Annotated in this window: 20 protein-coding genes; 12 read left to right on the top strand and 8 right to left on the bottom strand. The window is 64.1% G+C overall.

Annotated features, from left to right (window positions below; all coding sequences use genetic code 11):
• Nucleotides 1-45: 45 nt before the first annotated feature.
• The 3 genes from purD to upp form a co-directional block, all read right to left on the bottom strand.
• Complete coding sequence (gene purD, locus ACSQ20_RS14535) at nucleotides 46-1,320, bottom strand: phosphoribosylamine--glycine ligase (RefSeq protein WP_436021079.1); 1,275 nt, start codon at nucleotides 1,318-1,320, stop codon at nucleotides 46-48.
• 104 nt (nucleotides 1,321-1,424) lie between these two features.
• Nucleotides 1,425-2,153 (bottom strand): YebC/PmpR family DNA-binding transcriptional regulator, encoded by a 729-nt coding sequence (locus tag ACSQ20_RS14530; RefSeq protein ID WP_436021077.1) that lies wholly within the window; start codon nucleotides 2,151-2,153, stop codon nucleotides 1,425-1,427.
• Between the two features lie 247 nt (nucleotides 2,154-2,400).
• Entirely contained in the window at nucleotides 2,401-3,051 is a 651-nt protein-coding gene (gene upp / locus ACSQ20_RS14525; protein WP_436021075.1) for a uracil phosphoribosyltransferase, read from the bottom strand.
• Between the two features lie 135 nt (nucleotides 3,052-3,186).
• Here upp and ACSQ20_RS14520 point away from each other — a divergent pair, with 135 nt between their 5' ends.
• The 10 genes from ACSQ20_RS14520 (at nucleotide 3,187) to ACSQ20_RS14475 (ending at nucleotide 14,408) form a co-directional block, all read left to right on the top strand.
• Nucleotides 3,187-3,966: an SDR family oxidoreductase gene (locus tag ACSQ20_RS14520; RefSeq protein WP_436021073.1), complete on the top strand. Its 780-nt coding sequence runs from the start codon at nucleotides 3,187-3,189 to the stop codon at nucleotides 3,964-3,966.
• 28 nt (nucleotides 3,967-3,994) lie between these two features.
• Entirely contained in the window at nucleotides 3,995-4,390 is a 396-nt protein-coding gene (locus ACSQ20_RS14515) for a methylglyoxal synthase (protein ID WP_436021071.1), read from the top strand.
• 52 nt (nucleotides 4,391-4,442) lie between these two features.
• Nucleotides 4,443-5,417: a quinone oxidoreductase family protein gene (locus ACSQ20_RS14510; RefSeq protein ID WP_436021069.1), complete on the top strand. Its 975-nt coding sequence runs from the start codon at nucleotides 4,443-4,445 to the stop codon at nucleotides 5,415-5,417.
• Nucleotides 5,418-5,450: 33 nt separating this feature from the next.
• Nucleotides 5,451-6,149 carry a two-component system response regulator KdpE gene (gene kdpE / locus ACSQ20_RS14505; protein ID WP_436021067.1) on the top strand — a complete coding sequence of 233 codons (699 nt, stop codon included), beginning with the start codon at nucleotides 5,451-5,453 and terminating at the stop codon, nucleotides 6,147-6,149.
• A gap of 135 nt (nucleotides 6,150-6,284) precedes the next feature.
• The gene (locus ACSQ20_RS14500) at nucleotides 6,285-6,902 is read left to right on the top strand and encodes a DUF4126 domain-containing protein (protein ID WP_436021065.1); all 618 of its coding nucleotides are present in this window, start codon (nucleotides 6,285-6,287) and stop codon (nucleotides 6,900-6,902) included.
• Nucleotides 6,903-6,973: 71 nt separating this feature from the next.
• Nucleotides 6,974-9,538, top strand: coding sequence for an ABC transporter permease (locus ACSQ20_RS14495; protein WP_436021063.1), 2,565 nt, complete (start codon nucleotides 6,974-6,976; stop codon nucleotides 9,536-9,538).
• A gap of 44 nt (nucleotides 9,539-9,582) precedes the next feature.
• Complete coding sequence (locus ACSQ20_RS14490; protein WP_436021061.1) at nucleotides 9,583-9,993, top strand: group II truncated hemoglobin; 411 nt, start codon at nucleotides 9,583-9,585, stop codon at nucleotides 9,991-9,993.
• Nucleotides 9,994-10,076: 83 nt separating this feature from the next.
• Entirely contained in the window at nucleotides 10,077-10,442 is a 366-nt protein-coding gene (locus tag ACSQ20_RS14485) for a DUF2946 domain-containing protein (RefSeq protein WP_436021059.1), read from the top strand.
• A gap of 80 nt (nucleotides 10,443-10,522) precedes the next feature.
• Nucleotides 10,523-12,919, top strand: coding sequence for a TonB-dependent receptor (locus tag ACSQ20_RS14480; protein WP_436021057.1), 2,397 nt, complete (start codon nucleotides 10,523-10,525; stop codon nucleotides 12,917-12,919).
• A 19-nt stretch (nucleotides 12,920-12,938) separates the two neighbouring features.
• The gene (locus ACSQ20_RS14475) at nucleotides 12,939-14,408 is read left to right on the top strand and encodes a PepSY-associated TM helix domain-containing protein (protein WP_436021055.1); all 1,470 of its coding nucleotides are present in this window, start codon (nucleotides 12,939-12,941) and stop codon (nucleotides 14,406-14,408) included.
• A 131-nt stretch (nucleotides 14,409-14,539) separates the two neighbouring features.
• Here the strand turns inward: ACSQ20_RS14475 and ACSQ20_RS14470 are convergent, their stop codons facing one another.
• Both ACSQ20_RS14470 and ACSQ20_RS14465 read right to left on the bottom strand, forming a co-directional pair.
• Nucleotides 14,540-14,677 carry a hypothetical protein gene (locus ACSQ20_RS14470; protein ID WP_436021053.1) on the bottom strand — a complete coding sequence of 46 codons (138 nt, stop codon included), beginning with the start codon at nucleotides 14,675-14,677 and terminating at the stop codon, nucleotides 14,540-14,542.
• Nucleotides 14,678-14,911: 234 nt separating this feature from the next.
• A complete protein-coding gene (locus ACSQ20_RS14465) occupies nucleotides 14,912-15,199 on the bottom strand; it encodes a DUF1488 domain-containing protein (RefSeq protein WP_436021051.1) in 288 nt (95 codons plus the stop codon).
• A 489-nt stretch (nucleotides 15,200-15,688) separates the two neighbouring features.
• On the opposite strand from ACSQ20_RS14465, the gene ACSQ20_RS14460 reads away from it, so the two are divergent.
• Both ACSQ20_RS14460 and ACSQ20_RS14455 read left to right on the top strand, forming a co-directional pair.
• A complete protein-coding gene (locus ACSQ20_RS14460) occupies nucleotides 15,689-16,420 on the top strand; it encodes an alanyl-tRNA editing protein (protein WP_436021049.1) in 732 nt (243 codons plus the stop codon).
• Entirely contained in the window at nucleotides 16,417-17,073 is a 657-nt protein-coding gene (locus tag ACSQ20_RS14455; protein WP_436021047.1) for a DUF924 family protein, read from the top strand. Before ACSQ20_RS14460 ends, ACSQ20_RS14455 begins: the two co-directional genes overlap by 4 nt.
• A gap of 38 nt (nucleotides 17,074-17,111) precedes the next feature.
• Here the strand turns inward: ACSQ20_RS14455 and ACSQ20_RS14450 are convergent, their stop codons facing one another.
• From ACSQ20_RS14450 to ACSQ20_RS14440, 3 genes are read right to left on the bottom strand one after another with little or no spacing between them, the layout of a single operon-like run.
• Nucleotides 17,112-17,858 (bottom strand): SDR family oxidoreductase, encoded by a 747-nt coding sequence (locus tag ACSQ20_RS14450; RefSeq protein ID WP_436021045.1) that lies wholly within the window; start codon nucleotides 17,856-17,858, stop codon nucleotides 17,112-17,114.
• Nucleotides 17,859-17,875: 17 nt separating this feature from the next.
• A complete protein-coding gene (locus ACSQ20_RS14445; protein WP_436021043.1) occupies nucleotides 17,876-18,460 on the bottom strand; it encodes a TIGR00730 family Rossman fold protein in 585 nt (194 codons plus the stop codon).
• Nucleotides 18,457-19,188: a TetR/AcrR family transcriptional regulator gene (locus ACSQ20_RS14440; protein WP_436023122.1), complete on the bottom strand. Its 732-nt coding sequence runs from the start codon at nucleotides 19,186-19,188 to the stop codon at nucleotides 18,457-18,459. Before ACSQ20_RS14440 ends, ACSQ20_RS14445 begins: the two co-directional genes overlap by 4 nt.
• Between the last annotated feature and the right edge of the window lie 55 nt (nucleotides 19,189-19,243).

Genomic DNA, 19,243 nt, shown 5'->3' with positions numbered 1-19,243 from the left:
ACGCGCGAATGACAGGCGCGCTGCGTCGGACGGGGCGTCAATGTGTCAATGCTTGCGGCTCACTGCGCGATAGCCGATGTCGCGCCGATATTGCATGCCGTCGAACGAAATCTGATTGACGGTGTCGTAGGCCGCCGATTGCGCGCCGCGCACCGAGTCGGCCAGACCGACCACGCATAGCACGCGCCCACCCGAGGTCACGAGTTTGCCGCCTGCCAGGGTGGTGCCGGCATGAAACGTGACGGCATGTTCGGTCTCCGCGGGAATGCCGTTGATGCGATCGCCTTTGCGCGGCGCGTCAGGGTAGCCGTGCGCGGCCAGCACCACGCCGAGCGCGGTGCGGCGATCCCACGTCAACTCGACGGTATCCAGCGTGCCCGCGATGGCTTGCTCGATCACTTTCGAGAAATCGCCCTTCAAGCGTGCCATGATCGGCTGCGTTTCCGGGTCGCCCATGCGGCAGTTGAATTCGAGCGTTTTGGGGTTGCCTTGCGCATCGATCATCAGCCCGGCATACAGAAAGCCCGTATAGCGAATGCCTTCTTTTTCCATGCCCCGCACGGTCGGCAAAATGATCTCGCGCATCACGCGTGCATGCAGTTGCGGTGTGACGATCGGCGCAGGCGAATACGCCCCCATGCCACCCGTATTGGGGCCGGCATCGCCATCCGACAGCCGTTTGTGGTCCTGGCTCGATGCGAGCGGCAACACGTGCTTGCCATCCACCATCACGATGAAACTCGCTTCCTCGCCTTCCAAAAACGCTTCGATCACGACGCGCGCGCCCGCATCGCCGAGCTTGTTGTCCGCGAGCATCATGTCGACTGCCGCGTGCGCTTCATCGAGCGTGGCCGCGACGACGACGCCCTTGCCCGCCGCGAGGCCATCAGCCTTGATGACAATCGGCGCACCTTGTCGATCGAGATACGCATGCGCGGCGGCGGCATCGAAAAACGTCTCGTATTCGGCGCTCGGAATGCCATGGCGCTTCATGAACGCCTTGGCGAAGTCCTTCGAGCTTTCGAGTTGCGCAGCTTCTTTGGTCGGGCCGAACACCTTGAGCCCGCGCCCGCGAAACAGATTGACGATGCCGGCGGCAAGCGGCGCCTCCGGCCCGACGACGGTCAGTGCAATCTGCTCTTTCTCCGCGAAATCGGCCAAAGCATCGAGATCGGTGATGTCGACGTTGCGCAGCCGGGCATCTTGAGCGGTTCCACCGTTGCCCGGTGCGACATAGACGATCTGCACACGCGCCGATTGCGCGAGCTTCCAGGCCAGCGCATGTTCGCGGCCGCCTGAACCGACGACGAGTAATTTCATATCAATTCCCGAACATCTAAAAGGGGCGGCCGGCGCTTGGACGCCGGCCGCCATATCAGCTTGGGATGCGCGCCGCGCTCGCCGGGGAGCCGTTGCGCTGCCCGTTATTCGTCGCCAAGCACAGCGTTCGTGTAAACCTCTTGCACGTCGTCGAGGTTCTCGAGCGCATCGAGCAGCTTTTGCATCTTGAGCGCGTCGTCGCCAGTGAATTCGACTTCGGTTTGCGGCTTCATCGTGACTTCGGCAAGCTCGGCCTTGAAGCCCGCCGCCTCGAGCGCCGACTTGACCTTCGAGAAGTCGTTCGGTGGGCACACCACTTCGATGCTGCCGTCGTCGTTTGTGACGACGTCGTCCGCGCCCGCCTCGAGCGCCGCCTCCATCAGCTTGTCCTCGGGCGTGCCGGGCGCGTAAAGCAGTTGCCCGACATGGTCGAACATGAACGCCACCGAGCCGTCCGTGCCCATATTGCCGCCAAATTTCGAAAAGGCGTGCCGCACTTCGGCCACCGTGCGCGTGCGGTTGTCGGTCATCGTATCGACGATGATCGCCGCGCCGCCGATGCCGTAGCCTTCGTAGCGAATTTCCTCGTAAGTGGCGCCGTCGACGCCGCCCACGCCGCGCTGGATCGCGCGGCTGATGTTGTCCTTCGGCATGTTGGCGTCTGTCGCTTTTTCGACGGCCAGGCGCAGACGCGGGTTGGTGTCGATATCGCCCCCGCCCATGCGGGCCGCCACCTGGATTTCCTTGATGAGGCGCGTCCAGACCTTGCCGCGCTTCGCGTCGGCTGCGGCTTTCTTATGCTTGATGTTGGCCCATTTCGAGTGACCAGCCATACTTTTCTCCGTCGAGCGCGCGTTTCGCGCACGCATCATGCGTTCTGTTGGGCGTTTGCGCGGGTCTGCAAAGGGTCGCGGTGCCGAGCGGTGCGTCGGGCGCGAGCCGTGCACGAATCGGGCGGAACATCAAGACGGGCCGCTCGAAGCGCAGAGCGCGATTTTACCACGCCGCTTTCGGCGCGCCGCACCGGCGCACGCATCGGAACGAACGTCGAAGCGGGGAGGCGGCAGGACGTCGATTTCGTCAGTTCTTTGTGCCGAACAGGCGGTCGCCGGCGTCGCCGAGGCCCGGCACGATATAGGCGTGCTCGTTCAGATGCGAATCGAGCGACGCCACGAAGAGCTTGACGTCCGGGTGGGCGCTTTGGAACACCTCCACGCCCTCGGGGGCGGCGACCAGCGCGAGAAAAAGAATGTTCTCGCTGCTCACGTTGCGGCGCTTGAGGACGTCCACCGCATGCACGGCCGAGTAACCGGTCGCGACCATCGGGTCACACAGAATGAAGATGCGGTCCTCGAGATCGGGCAGGCGCACGAGGTATTCGACGGGGCGATGCGTATCGTCGCGATACACGCCGATGTGCCCCACGCGCGCCGACGGAATCAGCTCGAGCAGCCCGTCCGACATCCCGATGCCGGCCCGCAGCACGGGCACGATCGCGAGCTTTTTGCCCGCGATGACGGGTGCATCGATCTCGACGAGCGGCGTGGCCACGCGCTTGGTCGTGATCGGCAGGTTTCGCGTGATTTCATAGCCCATCAGCAGCGTGATCTCGCGCAGCAGCTCGCGAAACGTGCGCGTCGATGTGTCCTTGTCGCGCATGTGTGTGAGTTTGTGCTGGATCAGCGGGTGATCGAGGATCACGAGGTTCGGAAAGCGGTTATCTTGTTTCATGGCGGGCGCGCGCAGCTGACGTTATTCGCCGCAGTGTACCGTGTACCGAAAGACCGGGCGCATACGCGGGCGCGGCGATTCTTCTACAATCCCCTGCATTCGTCGCTGCAACGGCCAGGAAACAGGAACATCGCCATGGATTTAGGCATCACCGGCAAGACCGCGCTCGTTTGCGCAGCCAGCAAAGGGTTGGGGCGCGGCTGCGCCGAGGCGCTCGCCGCCGAAGGCGTCAACCTCGTGATCGTCGCGCGCACGGCTGCGACGCTCGAAGCGACAGCGGCCGACATCCGCGCGCGCACCGGTGCCGAGGTGCGCACGGTGGCCTGCGACATCACGACGCCTGACGGACGTGCAGCCGCGTTAGCCGCCTGCCCGCAGCCCGACATCCTCGTCAATAACGCGGGCGGCCCGCCGCCGGGCGACTTTCGGCAGTTCACGCATGACGACTGGATTCGCGCGCTGGAGGCAAACATGCTGACGCCGATCGCGCTGATCCAGGCGAGCATCGACGGTATGATGGCGCGCGGCTTCGGACGCATCGTCAATATCACGAGTTCAGCCGTGAAAGCGCCGATCGACGTGCTCGGTCTTTCCAACGGCGCACGCTCGGGGCTGACCGGCTTTGTCGCAGGCGTGGCGCGCAAGGTCGCCGGGCACGGGGTGACGATCAACAACTTGCTGCCGGGCCTGTTCGACACCGACCGCATCGCCACGACGTTCACGGCGCAAGCTCAGGCCAACGGCATCAGCGTCGATCAAGCGCGCGGCGAGCGCATGAAAACGATCCCGGCAGGCCGCTTCGGTGAGCCGGCCGAATTCGGCAAAGCCTGCGCGTTTTTGTGCAGCACGCATGCGGGGTACATCACCGGGCAGAACTGGCTCATCGACGGCGGCGCCTATCCGGGCACGTTCTGAATAAGCATCGACTTAGAAGGAGTTGGGCATGACCCCACGCGTTGCACTGATTGCGCACGATCATAAAAAAGATGACATCGTTGCCCTCGCGGGCGAATACGCCGAGGTGCTGCGCCGTTGCGAACTGGTCGCGACGGGCACCACGGGCGGGCGCATCGCCGACGCGCATGGCTTGAGCGTCGAGCGCATGTTGTCGGGGCCGCACGGTGGCGACTTGCAGATCGGCGCACGGCTGGCCGTGGGCGGCGTCGACATCGTCATCTTTTTGCGCGACCCGATGACGCCGCAGCCGCATGAACCCGACATCAACGCGCTCGTGCGCGCTTGTGACGTGCACAACGTTCCGTGCGCCACCAATATCGCAACCGCGCGCCTGATCCTCGATGCGCTGGTGCGGCGTCTCGACGAAGGCAAAAGCGCTTGAACGAGCCCTGCATCGAAGAAGATTGAACGGTAGTCGAACACAGGAGAGAACAATGGCGAAAGCAATTCGATTCGAACGCACTGGCGGCCCCGAAGTGATGCAGTGGGTCGATGTCGAAGTGGGCGAGCCCGGCCCGGGCGAAGTGCGGATCAAACAGCATGCAGTGGGGCTCAACTACATCGACGTCTATTTCCGTACCGGCCAGTACCCCATGCCGTTGCCGGCCGGTCTCGGTATGGAGGCGGCGGGCGTCGTCACGGCCATAGGCGAGGGCGTCACGCGCTTTGCTGCGGGCGAGCGCGTCGCCTATGTCGCTCGGCCACCGAACGCGTATGCCGAAGAGCGCCTGTTGCCTGTCGACACGCTGGTCAAGCTGCCCGACTCCATCTCGTTCGACGATGCTGCGTCGGCCATGCTGCAAGGTCTCACTGCGCAGTATCTGCTGCGCAGGACGTATCGCGTCGAGCCCGGCCAGACGATTCTGATCCACGCAGCGGCGGGGGGCGTTGGCCTGTTCGTCTGCCAGTGGGCCAAGGCGCTCGGCGCGACCGTGATCGGCACGGTCGGCTCGGACGAGAAAGCGGAGTTGGCCCGCGCGCATGGCTGCGATCACCCGATCGTCTACACGCGCGAGAATTTCGCCGAGCGCGTGCGCGAGCTCACGGGCGGCGCCGGCGTGCCGGTGGTCTACGACTCGATCGGCAAGGACACCTACAAGGGATCGCTCGACTGCCTCGCGCCACTCGGTTATTTCGTCAGCTTCGGCAGCGCGTCCGGCCCACTGCCGCCGCTCGATGCCTCCGAATTCGCCAATCGCGGCTCGCTGTTCTTCACGCGGCCGACACTTTTTAGCTACACGGCCAAGCGCGAATGGCTCGACGCAATGGCGGACGAACTCTTCGAGGTGCTGGGTTCGGGCAAGGTGAAAACCAATATCCGGCAGCGCTATGCGCTAAAGGACGTGGCCCAGGCGCATCGCGATCTCGAAGCGCGCAAGACCACCGGCTCGACGATTCTCGTGCCCTGATGCAAGCGCGCCAGCAATAACAACACAACGACGATGAGTGAGCTCACGACTACGGTCGTCCTGATCGAAGACGAAACGCAGATTCGCCGTTTCGTGCGCGTGTCGCTGGAGGGGGAGGGTATCGGAGTAGTCGAGGCCGAAAGCGGCAAGCAAGGCCTCGTTGCGGCGGCCACGCGCAAGCCCGATCTCGTCATCGTCGATTTGGGTCTGCCCGACACCGATGGGCTCGATGTGATCCGCGAGCTGCGTGGCTGGAGCGACATGCCCGTCATCGTGCTGTCGGCGCGCACGCAGGAAGCCGAAAAGGTGGCGGCGCTCGACGCGGGTGCCGACGACTACCTGACCAAACCATTCGGCGTGTCAGAGTTGCTGGCCCGCATCCGCGCGCATTTGCGCCGGCGCAATCTGGGCGAGGCAAACGAATCGGCACAGGTGTGCTTCGGCGCCGTGGCGGTGGATCTCGCCCACCGGCTCGTCTCGCGCGACGGCGTGCCGGTCCACCTCACGCCGATCGAATACCGGCTGCTCGTGGCGCTCGTGCGGCATGCGGGCCGCGTGCTCACGCACCGGCAATTGCTCAGCGATGTGTGGGGGCCGTCTCATGTGGAAAGCAGCCACTATCTGCGCATTTACATGGCCCACTTGCGGCAAAAACTCGAACGAGACCCGGCGCAGCCCGAGCACATCGTGACCGAGACGGGGGTGGGTTACCGGCTCGTGGGCGTCGAATAAGCGCCGCTGCCCCGGCTTTTTACGACAAGTTTTTGATTTGGCTTAAGCGGTGCTCGCGCTGCCGTGCCTATAATGAGACAAAAGCCGCGCGAGCGGACGCGCGGCGTTCGCGGGCCTGGCAAGAAGGGAGGAGCGATGCTCGAGGCATTTTCGCTCGGTGCAGGCCTGTCGTGGGCCAGCGGCCTGCGGCTATATCTGACGGTGCTCGTCGTCGGTGTGCTCGCGCGCCTCAATATCGTTCATCTACCCGATTCGCTTACGGCGCTTTCGTCCGGTTGGGTGATCGGCGCCGCGGCCGTGCTGGCCGTCGTCGAGTTCCTCGCCGATCGCGTGCCGGCTTTCGATACGCTCTGGGACGCCATCCATACGTTCATTCGCATCCCGGCCGGCGCGTTGCTCGCGGCTGGCGCGCTGGGGCACGCCGATCCGGCACTGATGACGCTCGCCGCGCTGGCGGGCGGTACGCTCGCGGGTTCCGCACATCTGACGAAAGCCGGCACACGCGCGCTGATCAATCTTTCGCCCGAGCCGTTGTCGAATTGGATCGCGTCTTCGACAGAGGACGTACTGGTCTGCATTGGGCTTGCGCTCGCGTTGTTCGTGCCGGTGCTCTTTCTGGCTTTCCTGTTCGGCTTTCTGCTCTTCGTCGGTTGGGCGCTGCCGCGTCTTTGGCGCGGCGTCCAAGGCGGCTTTCGTGGCATGGCCTCGCACATGGGCTCGCGGCTCGGCTCGCTCGGAGGCAAGCGCGATTGAGCGAAGCGAGCGCTGACATACGTCCTTCCGGGCGCCGGGGGTTTGTCCATCTTGCGCGCCAGGCGGCACGGATGACCGCGCGCGACTGGCGCGCAGGCGAGTTGAGCGTGCTCGCGCTCGCGTTGGTGCTTGCTGTCGCCGCGCTCGCCAGCGTTGGCTTTCTCGCCGATCGTTTGCAACAAGGGCTCGAGCGCGATGCACGGCGGATGATCGCCGCTGACTTCGTGGTACGGGCCGATCATCCCGTCGATGCTGTCTTTGTCGACGAGGCGCGCGCGCTCGGCCTGAGTACAGCAAGCACGGTTATTTTCCCGAGCATGGTGGTGGCTGGCGCCACGGACGCGAGCGCAGGGGCAGGTGCAAGCGCAAGCGCGGTTGAAGCGCCGCCGAACGCGCGGCTGGCGGCCGCCAAGGCCGTGTCGCCCGGCTATCCGTTGCGCGGCGCGCTGCGCATTGCGGCCGCGCCCGGCGTACCCGATCATCCCGCCGACGACATCCCGGCGCGGGGCACCGTATGGGTCGACGCGGAGTTGCTCGGTGCGCTGCACGCACGCGTCGGCGAGCGCGTGACGCTTGGCCAGCGCAGCTTCGTGGTCGGCGCGGTGATCACGCGCGAGCTCGACCGCGGCTTCTCCTTCGTCAACTTTTCGCCGCGACTGCTGTTGCGTGTCGACGAACTCGCGTCGACGGGGCTCATCGGTTATGGCAGTCGTGTCACCTATCGGCTGCTCCTGGCCGGCGACGATCGCGCGGTCGCGCGTTTTGCGCAGTTCGCGCACGCGCGTGTCGACGGCGGCAAGATGCGCGGCGTCGCACTCGAATCACTGCAAGACGGCCAGCCGCAGGTGCGTCAGACGCTCGATCGCGCAGGGCATTTTCTGCGCCTCGTGGCGCTGCTCACAGCGTTGCTCGCGGCTGTGGCGATCGCCATGGCGGCGCATCGTTATACCCGCCGGCATCTGGACAGCTGCGCGGTCATGCGTTGCCTGGGTCTCAGTGCGCTCGCGCTGCGTACGATCGTCGTGCTGGAGTTCGTATTCGTCGGGCTCGCGGGCGGCATCGCGGGCGCGGTGCTCGGCTATGCCGGGCATTTCGCGCTGCTCGCCTGGCTTGGCCAATTGATCGCCGTCGATCTGCCGCAGCCGAGTCTGCTGCCGGCGCTCGAGGGCGTCGCCGCGGGGCTCGTGCTGCTCGTCGGTTTCGCGTTGCCGCCGCTGATACCGTTGACGCGCGTGCCGCCGGTGCGCGTCTTGCGCCGCGAGTGGGACGGCCAAGCGCGCGCGGCCTGGTTTGCCTACGCCATCGGCATCGCGCTTTTTGCCGCGTTGCTCGTACTGGCAGCCGGCGAGCTCAAGCTTGGCGGGATCGTCGCCGGTGGCTTCGCGGCGGGCCTGCTGCTTTTTGCGGGCCTCGCGCGCGCTGCGTTGTGGGCCGCGTCGCGCGTGGCGCGCAGCGAGCGCACGGCTGGCCGTCTCGCGGCGGGCGTCGGTTGGCGCTATGCGTTAGCGTCGCTCGAGCGGCGTGGGCCGGCAAGCGCATTGCAGATTACCGCGCTCGCCATCGGTTTGATGTGTCTGTTGCTGATTGCGATCACGCGCAACGATCTCGTCGAAGGATGGCGTAAATCGACGCCACCCGATGCGCCCAACGAGTTCATCATCGACATCCAGCCCGATCAACGGCAAGCGGTCGCGGCGTACCTCGCCGGCCATGGCGTGGGCAATGTGGTGCTCGAGCCGATGGTGCGCGGCCGGCTGACGATGATCGACGGCAAACCTGTCGATCCTGCGGCGTATCAGAACGACGATGCGCGCCGCCTCGTCGATCGCGAATTCAATCTGTCGTACCGGACGAGTTTGCCGCAGGACAACCGGATCGTCGAAGGCCGATGGTTTGGTGCGGCGGCCAACGCATCCAACGCAGCGAGCCCGCAAATCTCGATTGAAGCCGGCTTGGCCAAACTGATCGGCGTGAAACTTGGCGATGTGTTGCGCTTCGACGTGGCGGGGCAGAGCGTCGAGGGTCTGGTCACGAGCGTGCGCAAGCTTGATTGGGGATCGTTCAAGGTCAATTTCTTCGTGCTGATGCCGCCCACGACGCTGCGTGATTTTCCCGCCACCTACATCACGAGCTTTCATTTGGCTGCTGAACGCCGCGCGGCGCTCGACGGCTTGATCGCGACCTACCCGAACCTCACGGCCATCGATATCGGCCCGATCCTCGCGCAGATTCAGCACGTGCTCGAACAGGTGATCGGCGCCGTGCAGTTTCTGTTCGCGTTCACGCTGGCGGCAGGGGTGCTCGTACTGTACGCGGCCCTGGCGGGCACGCGTGACGAGCGTATGCGAGAATCGGCGCTTTTGCGCGCGCTCGGCGCATCGCGCCGACAGGTACGGGTTGTGCAGGCGGCGGAATTCATCGTCGTCGGCACGCTGGCTGGCTTGATGGCGGCACTCGGTGCGCAGGCGCTTGGCGCGGTGCTCGCCACGCGGGTATTCGATTTTTACCTCGCGTTCGATCCGTGGATGGTGCCGGCTGGTATCGCGGCCGGCATTGCTTGCGCGGGTGGCGGCGGGTGGCTGAGCCTGCGGCGCGTGTTGAGCCGGCCTGCCGGGCAAACCTTGCGCGATGCTTGATCGATCAGCGCGCGCATTCGATCCATTTATTTTTTGACCCACGCATGACCGATAACACCGACGACGGTACGCCGTCTCAGCCGAGCGCATTCGAACTCGTGGGCGGCGAGGTGCGCGTTCGCGAGCTCGTCGACCGCTTTTACGACTTGATGGACCTCGAACCGGATTTCGCTGGCATCCGGGCGCTGCATCCGCATTCACTCGACGGTTCCCGCGACAAGTTGTTCTGGTTCCTATGCGGCTGGCTTGGCGGGCCCGATCATTACATCGAACGCTTCGGGCATCCGCGGCTGCGCGCCCGTCACTTGCCGTTTGCGATTGCGACGCCCGAGCGCGATCAGTGGCTGCGCTGCATGGCATGGGCGATGGAAGATATCGGGCTACCGGAAACGCTGCGCGAGCGGCTGTTGACGTCGTTTTTCGATACCGCGGATTGGATGATTAATCGACGTTGATCAGTGACGATAGCGGGTATCGTGCTGGCGCACCCGTCTCTTCCGGTGATAGACTCCACCGCGCGTTATTTCGCCCTCCGACCATGACTCTTCGGCTTCGCAAACACTTGACCGCATGGCTTGGCCTCGTCGCCATGTGGCTCGTCGTGGTTGTGCCGCTCGTGAGCCAGTTGGTCGTCGCGGCAGACCGCGACAATTCGACGCCCTCGATCTGTTCGGCCACGCAGCCCGCGGGGGACGCCGTCCATGCGGCGCTCAGCGACCCGCTCGCGGCCTGCGGCTATTGCGATTTGCTCGCTGATCAGATGGCGATACCAACGCTGCAGCGTTCGTCGCTCGTGGCTGTCATGCTCGTCGTGCCGGCGAGGGTGCCGGTGCTCGCCGTTCGCTTCACGCCGCTCGGCGCATTTCCGTCCGGCCGACCTCGCGCTCCCCCCGTTTTTTCCTGATCTCCGTTATTCGCCGCCTCCTTCGACACACGCATTGAAGGCGCGCGCGGCGTTCGTTCAACGACTTCAGGAAAAATTCAATGCTGCACTTCGTCATGCGAAGGCGGCGCGCTCGCGCGCGTGGCCGGCCGCGGTGGATCACGCTCGGGCTACCGCTTTTTTCATTCGTCTCCCAGACTGCGTTTGCAGCGGCGGCCGACGGCGCGGCTAGCGAAGCGTCCGGCGCTCCGACGCCCGCTATTGCTATCGCGCCAAACAAAGCGGTATTGCCGACCGTCACCGTCAGCGCGAGCAGCGACGCCAGAAGCAGCGGCGCGGCTCCCGCCGTCGATCCGAACCTACCTGCGACGGTTGAAACCATCACGCGCAATCAGTTCGACAACTGGAACGTCGTCAATACCGAGGACGCGCTGAAGTACATGCCGAACCTCGCTGTCCGCAAGCGCTTCATCGGCGATTTGAACTCGATCATCGCCGTGCGCGGTACGAGCAACACGCAAAGCGCGCGCGGCCTCGTCTACGCGGACGGCCTGCTGCTTTCGAACCTGCTCGGCAACAGCTATTCATTCCCGCCGCGGTGGTCGATGGTGTTTCCCGAGGAAATTCAGCGGATCGACGTGATCTATGGGCCGTTCTCGGCGCTCTACCCGGGCAATGCGCTCGGTGCGACTGTGCTGATCAACACACATATGCCAGCAAAATTCGAGGCTGATGCCGACGTGAAAGCGTTCACGCAGCATTTCAGCCTTTATGGCGTCAATCGGAACATCAACGGCAGTAAGACGAGCGCGTCGATTGGCAACCGCATCGGCAAGTTCTCGTTCTTCATTGGCGCGAATCACCTCGAAAACACCACCCAGCCGTTGCAGTTCGCGACGCTCGCAAAGTCGACGACACCGGCCAAGCCCGGCGACATACCTGTAGGCGGCGCGTACTTCTACAACAACCAGACCAATTCGCCCACGACGGTGATCGGCGTGAATGGCGAAGGCATCGCGCACACGGTCCAGGATCAGCTCAAATTGAAGATGCAGTACGACTTCACGTCGAGCGTGCAAGGCGCGTTCACGCTTGGGTATTGGCATCAGACATACAACGGCCGGACGTCCACATTCCTCTTCGATACGAAGGGCAATCCGGTGTACGCGGGCCCGGTCGATATCGGCGGGTACGAGTACAGCATTCCCGCGTCGGCGCTCGCGCCGAGCCAGGGGTGGAGCGAGAACTGGCTCTACGGACTGTCGCTGAAAACGCGCAACGCGACCGGCTGGAACGCCGAGGCGATCGTCTCGTACTACGACGTCGCGAACAGCGTCGCGCGCACGGCGAACGCGGGCGGTCCCGGCAACGGCCCGGGCGTCGTCACGTTCGGCGACGGCACGGGCTGGAAGACGCTGGATCTCAAGGCCACCTGGACGCCGCCGTCGCCGCAGCCGGGCTTGGCCAACCATGCGGTCACGTTCGGCTACCACTACGACAGCTATTTCCTCGACAACGAGACGTACCACACGGCGGCCTGGATCGACGGTACGGCAGCCGCCTTTGCGAATGCGTTCAAGGGCCGCACGCAGACCCAGGCGGCCTACGTGCAGGACGCATGGCGCTTCTTGCCACGTTGGAAATTCGTGTATGGCGCGCGTTACGAGGATTGGCAGGCTTATGGCGGCGGGCAGGCCGTGGGCAGCACGGCCGTGCGTTACCCCGGTGCCGGCCAACGCCACGTCTCGCCCAAAGCATCGCTGTCGTTCGACGTGACGGATGAATTGACGCTGCGTGCCTCGATTGCGCGCGCCTATCGCTTCCCGACTGTGGGCGAACTGTTCCAAGGGCAAATCAATGGCTCGTCGATCGTCAACAACAACCCGAACCTCCAGCCCGAGGACGACCTGTCGAAAGAGTTGACTGCCGAATGGGCGCACGGCAACGGGCTATTCAGGTTGTCGCTGTTCCAGGACGACGTGAAGAACACGATCTTCAGCCAGACCGATACGACGATGACCCCCAACGTGACGAACTTCCAAAATATCGGCAAGGTCCGCTCGCGGGGCGTTGAACTCAGCTATCAGGGCGAGGACGTATTCGTGCGCGGACTCGACCTGATCGCGAGCGTCGCCTACACGCGCTCGAAGATTCTTGCGAACGCGCGCAACCCGGCAACGATCGGCAAATACTTTTATCGCATTCCGCTGTGGCGGGCCGATCTTGCCGCGACCTATCACATCGGCGAACGCTATGCGCTGACGCTGGCCGGCCGCTACTCGGGCCGCGAGTACAACACGCTGACCAATGCCGACACGAACCGTGGTGTGTTCGGCGGTACCAGCACCTATACGGTGGCGGACGCGAAGTTCACGTTCCGGCCGACAAAGCAAAGCGAGATCGGTGTGGGCATCGACAACATTTTTGACGCCCGTTACTTCGTCTATCACCCTTATCCGGGCCGTACCTTCTATGTCGAAGGTCGTCTGCGGATGTAAAGGAAAGGAGGCACACCTCATGTCCACGACAGCAACCCCTGTGCGCACGACACCGACCGTCACCGGCGCGAACTGCGCATACCGTACGCTCTGGCGTTGGCATTTCTACGCTGGCTTGTTCGTCATGCCGTTTCTGGTGGTCCTCGCGATTACCGGCACGGTCTACTGTTTTCAGCCGCAGATCGAACCGCTGCTTTATCCGCATCGCCTTGTCGTGACACCCAAGGCGTCGCCGCGGCTTGGTGAAGATGCGTTGCTCGCGAGCGCCCGCGCCGTGCTGCCGTCGGGCGCTCTGGCGATAACGGCGCGCATGTCGTCGCAAGCGGAGCGCAGTGCCGAGTTCATCTTCCGGCTGCCGGACGGCCGCAAGCAGAGCGTGTACGTGAACCCATACGACGGGGCCGTACTGGGCACGCTCGACGTTGATCGGCGCTTCATGCAGATCGACCGGATGATTCACCGCAAGCTGCTGCTGGGCAAGCCCGGCGAATTGCTGATGGAGTTGGTCGCGTGCTGGACGCTCGTCATGATCGGCACCGGCATTGCGCTATGGTGGCCTCGCGAGGCGAGTTCGCTGCGCGCGGCGCTGATGCCCGATTTCACACGCCGGGGGCGGCCGCTATGGAAGAGTATTCATGCAACGCTCGGCATCTGGCTTGCAATTGGCGCGTTTGCGTTCGTGATGACCGGATTGCCATGGACGGGCTTCTGGGGCAAGCAATTCAAGGCGCTCGCCACCAGTGTGAAGTTGGGCTCGCCGCCGGGCGCGTGGGGAGGGCTGCCGCTGCACTCGAAGGTGGCCGGGCAAGCGGCCGCTTCCGGCACGGTTCCGGAGCGGCACGCTTCGTCACCGTCGATGGACGCGATGCCGGGCATGACGATGGACGACATGCCTTTGCCTCAAGTGCCCTGGGCGGTTGGCGCCGTGCCCGTGCCCCGTGCGCCCGGCGCCGGCGCGTCCGACACCAGTCCGTTGCCGCTCGGGCGGATCATCACGCTCCTGCGTGCGAACGGGCTCACCGACAGGTACGACATCGCACTGCCTGCCTCACCCGACAGCGTGTACACGGTGTCGTACTTTCCGGCGGACCCGAAGCTCGAACGCACGCTGTACATCGACCAATACAGCGGCGCTGTGCTGAAGGACATTCGGTACAGCGACTATGGCGCCGTCGGCAAGGCGGTGTCGTACGGCACGTCGTTGCATATGGGCCGCTATTTTGGTCTGGCAAATCAGATCGTCTGTGCTGCCCTTTCACTCGGGCTGGCGGCGCTCGCCATTACCGGCTGCGTGATGTGGTGGAAGCGCCGGCCGTCGGGCGCGCTCGGCGCCCCGGCGCGCGAGCGCTTCCGCGCGCCGATGCGCGGATGGGCCGCGGCGCTCGTATTGCTTGGCGTCGTGTTTCCGCTGATGGGCTTGACGCTCGTCGCAGTCTGGATGATCGACCGAGCCGTGTGTGGCAGCGCGACAAAAACGGCGGCATCGTGAGCGCAGCCCCTGCCGCTAAATCCTCTGCACAATCGGCCCGGCGCGCTCGCGGCCTTAATCGTTATACCGGCCGCGCGCGGAAGAGGCGTCGGAGTATCGCGCCAACCTTTATCTGCGTCGTCAGGCGCATGCTATTTTTTCTTTGCGCCTTCGCCGGCTGCTGACTTCACATTTGCACCCCAGGGCACATCTGCTACAGGAGACGGCAATTTTTTAGGTTGTTTAGGCTTCTTTGCCTCGCGATTGCCGCGTAGTTGACCTTTTGCCATCGTACTTCTCCAATGGTCGTCCGCCGCGAAAGCGACAGTCGTAGCAGCCATTCTGAATGCATTTATAGATGCTGTCGCGATCTATTTTTCATGGACGGCGAAAGCAGGTTTTCCAGATGAGATGCACCGTGAAAGAAACCGATTAATCATCACGTCTGGCCGGCGACGCAATCGGTGGCCGATGCTTCGCCGCGAATTCAGGCGGCGACTGAGAACCCAATGCACAGGCGCAGTTCACGAAATCGAATACCGATTCTGCGGACCGCCGACGTATTGCTTCTTGGCGATTTCGAGAACCTTTTCGCGAAGCTCGTCAAAGGCACTCAGCACCGACTGCTCGTCCGATCCAACGTCAGGCTGCAGATTTCTGAGTACGGTGTCGTCAATCATGAAAGTGATTTCGCGCGAATTGTCGTACCCCCAGAAACACACGCAATGCCGGGAGGCATCGTAGCTACGGCTGGGGTTGGGAAATTCAAGCACCGCGATCAGCCTTTCTCGCACACCGCCGAGTAGCGCCACTTACGGGCGTTGGTGTCGATCTTGGCGAAACTTACGCGTCTTTTCTCTGCTCTCAAAGCATCCGCCGTGTCGAGTATATGAGTACGCGTTCTGCGTTCGACGGCGTACTCGCTTTCGCCGCCAATGGCAGCCGAAGCAGATTTGAGTTGCGATCGCATGGGGGCCCCGAAGCAGGAAGTCGCTCGTTGGCGACCAGTCCGACCACTGTATACCCTTTGGCCGGCGCCGACGTCTTTTTTACCTGCGGTCCTTGGCGTTCGCCGCGGTTTCGATCTCGAGTTGCCGCATCGCGAGCCCCCCGAACTGACCGCGCAACCGGCCCGGTTGACTGGCCGGTACAGTGCCGATGGCCGGCGAGCCGAAGACGGCCTGTTCCGACGAGCGCGCTCGCTGCGATAATCGTGATCGAATGACAAGTGACCATGTCGCGTTCGGCCAACGCCAGCACGACACGTTCGCCGTAGAACCCGATTTTCGAGGAAACGAGCAATGGCGACACAGGCGTTATTTCGAGAAGACGCGTACCTGGTCCGCTGCGACGCGCAGATCGTATCGATCGGCGAGGAGGGCATCATGCTCGATCGCACGGTTTTCTATCCGCTGGGCGGCGGGCAAGCGGGCGACACCGGCGCGCTCATCCTCGCCGACGGCACGCGAGTCGAGATTGCCGACACACGCAAGGCGAAATTCGAGGGCGCGACGCCCGACGACGCGCTGCACGTGCCCGCGCCGGGCCAGGCGGCCGTGCTCGAGCGGCTGCGTGCCGGCGAGCCGGTGAATGCGGAAATCGACTGGACGCGACGCTACCGGCACATGAAGCTGCACACCGCGAGCCATCTGATGTGCGCGGTGCTGCCATACCCGGTCGACGGCTGCAGCATCACGGCAGGCTACGCGCGACTCGACTTCGCCACGACCGAGCCCATCGAGCGCGAACATGTCGAGGCGAGGCTTGCCGAGCTGGTGAGCTCGCAACATCGCGTCGCCACCGAGTGGATCACCGACGATGAAATGGCCGCGCGGCCGGACCTGGTGCGCACGATGAGCGTGAAGCCGCCGATGGGGCTTGGCCGCGTGCGGCTGTTGCGGATCGAGAACGTCGATTTGCAGCCGTGCGGCGGCACGCATGTACGCAACACGGCGGAGATCGGCGCGCTGCGCGTCGCCAAGCTGGAGAAAAAAAGCGCGCGTACGCGCCGGCTCGTACTGGAGTTCGCATGACAACGTCGACTAACGAAGGCACCACGCCGCATCCCGAGCGCACGACGGCTGCTGCCGATGACTACGCCACGCTCGAACCGTCCGCGCAAGCGGTGCTCGCTTTCTGGTTCGGCGAACCCGGCTCGCCGCGTTTCGGACAGGAATGGGACCGCTGGTTCGCGCGCGACGACGCGTTCGACGCGACGCTGCGCGAGCAGTTCGGCGCGACGCTTGCAGGCGCCAGCGGAGGCGAATGCGACAGCTGGCAGCGCTCGCCGCTCGGCACGCTGGCGCTGATCATCGTGCTCGATCAGTTCTCGCGCAATATCCATCGCGGCACACTCGCGGCGTTCGCGGCCGATGGGCGCGCGCTTGCTGTGGCCCGCGGCCTCATCGCGAGCGGTGCGGATTTAACGTTGCCGTCGCTGCATCACCGCGCGTTCGCCTACCTGCCGTTCGAGCATGCGGAGTCGCGCGAGGCCCAGTCGGAATCGGTTCGGCTTTTCAGCGAACTCGCGCGCGAAACGGGCGAGCAAGGCTATTTGCGATACGCGCGTCAGCACGCGGTGATCATCGAGCGGTTCGGGCGTTTTCCGCATCGCAATGCGGTGCTCGGCCGCGTGTCCACCGAGGAGGAACTTGCGTTCCTGCGCGAGCCCGGTTCGTCGTTCTGATCGATGCGATAGACGCTCGGCGCACGGTACTCGGCGGCTCAGCGTCCGCCGCTCACATCGAGCAGCGCGCCGTTGACATACGACGCTTGCTCGTCGAGCAGCCAGACGATGGCGGCGGCCACCTCATCGGCGTGGCCAGCCCGGCCAAGCGGCGTTTGTGCGCCGAGCACGCTCGCGCGCTCGGGCCGACCACCGCTTGCGTGAATCTCGGTTTCGATGAGGCCGGGTCGAACGGCATTGACGCGCACGCCGCGCGGCCCGAGTTCCTTGGCCAGGCCGATCGTCATCGTGTCGACAGCGCCTTTGGAGCCTGCGTAGTCGACGTATTCGTTCGGCGAACCGAGCCGCGATGCGGCCGACGACACATTGACGATCGCCCCACCGCGCCCGCCGCGATCGGTCGACATGCGGCGCGCCGCCTCGCGTGCGCAGAGATAGGCGCCGAGCACGTTGACTTCGAACATGCGAGCGAGCCGCGCGGCGTCCATGTCCGCGAGCGGCATCGATGCCGCAACGATGCCGGCATTGTTCACGAGCGCGTCGATATAGCCGAAGCGCTCGGCAAGTGCGTCGAACATCGCGGATACTGCGCGCTCATCGGCCACGTCTGCCTGCAAGAGCAAGGCTTGGCCGCCCGCCGCTTCCACATCCGCCGCCGTTTGTTGGGCCGCCTCCATACGACGCGTGTAATTGATGCCCACGGCCCATCCGATCGATGCCAGCGCGAGGGCCGTCGCGCGGCCAATTCCGCGACTCGCACCGGTAATGAGAGCAACGCGCGGCATCGTGTTCGGCGCCCGCTTCAAATTGCCTCGCGCCCGCTGGCCCACTTATCGCGGGCGCGGGGCTGATAACGACGCAGCTTGTCGACGAGGCCAGGTGCATCGGCATCGATTTGCAGCACGTCCAGATAGGCTTGCTGCATAAAGCCTTCGCGCACCGTATGTTCGAGCATGGCGAGAAGCGGCCGGAAGTAGCCGTCGACATCGAGGAGTCCGGTGGCTTTCGCGTGATAGCCGAGTTGCGCCCACGTATAGACCTCGAACAGTTCTTCGAGCGTGCCCGCGCCGCCGGGCAGTGCGACGAACGCATCGGACAAATCGGCCATCATTTTCTTGCGCTCGTGCATGTCGGGGACGACGTGAAGCTCGGTCAACCCCGTATGGCCGATCTCTTTATCGACGAGCAGCTTCGGAATGACGCCCACCGCGCGCCCGCCTGCCGCGAGCACGGCGTCGGCGACGGTGCCCATCAGCCCGACGCGCCCGCCGCCATAAACGAGCGAGCAGCCTGCCGCGACGAGTGCGCGGCCGAACGCCTCGGCGGCTTGTGCGTAGACGGGCCGCACACCCGGCGACGACCCGCAGTAGACACACACTGCCTTCATGGCTGCATTCCCTTGGCTGCGCCCTTGGCGGCCGCGGTATCGCGCGGCGGCAGATAGTCGTGGAATTCGCGCATCGGCAGCTTGCCCGATACGAGGTCGTCGAAGATCTGCCGCGAGCGGCCGCGCAGATACGGCGCCATGATCGAAATGACGTGCACGCTCACCTGATGCAGCTCCACGCGAATCGTTTCTTGTTCGTTGTATTTGCGCGGATGCATGACGAATTGGTAGGACAGCCAATACGTGGCGATGACGCCCATGTTCGTCGCGATGACTTGAATTTCTTCGGGTGTGGCGACCATTTCGTCATCGGCCACGAGCAGTTCACACAACTCGCGCGCGAAGCGCACCTTATGGCTGATGATCTGCTTGAAATGCGTCTCGAGCGTGCGATTGCGGGCGAGCAGATCGTTCAAGTCGCGATAGAGAAAGCGATATTGCCACATGAAGTCGGCCATATATTGCAGATACGACCAGGTCTCGTCGATCGTTGGACGATGATCCTCGGGAAACCGTAAGCGCTTTTCGATCGCCTGCTCGAACTGGGCGAAGATGCTGTTGATGATGTCGTCTTTATTGCGGAAGTGGTAATAGAGATTGCCGGGGCTGATCTCCATTTCCTCTGCGATCGTCGTTGTCGTGACGTTCGGCTCGCCGATTTCGTTGAATAGTTTCAACGACAATTCGAGTATCCGTTCGCGCGTGCGGCGGGGAGTTTTCGCTTCCATGTCGTCCGGCCCAGTGGTGCCCGGCAGCGCGCGGTCCACACGGGACCTGCGTCTT

Source organism: Trinickia sp. LjRoot230, assembly GCF_964253315.1.
In the GTDB taxonomy this organism is placed as follows: domain Bacteria; phylum Pseudomonadota; class Gammaproteobacteria; order Burkholderiales; family Burkholderiaceae; genus Trinickia.
The sequence above is the reverse complement of the archived record's forward strand: the minus strand, read 5'-3'. Positions and strand labels throughout refer to the sequence as shown.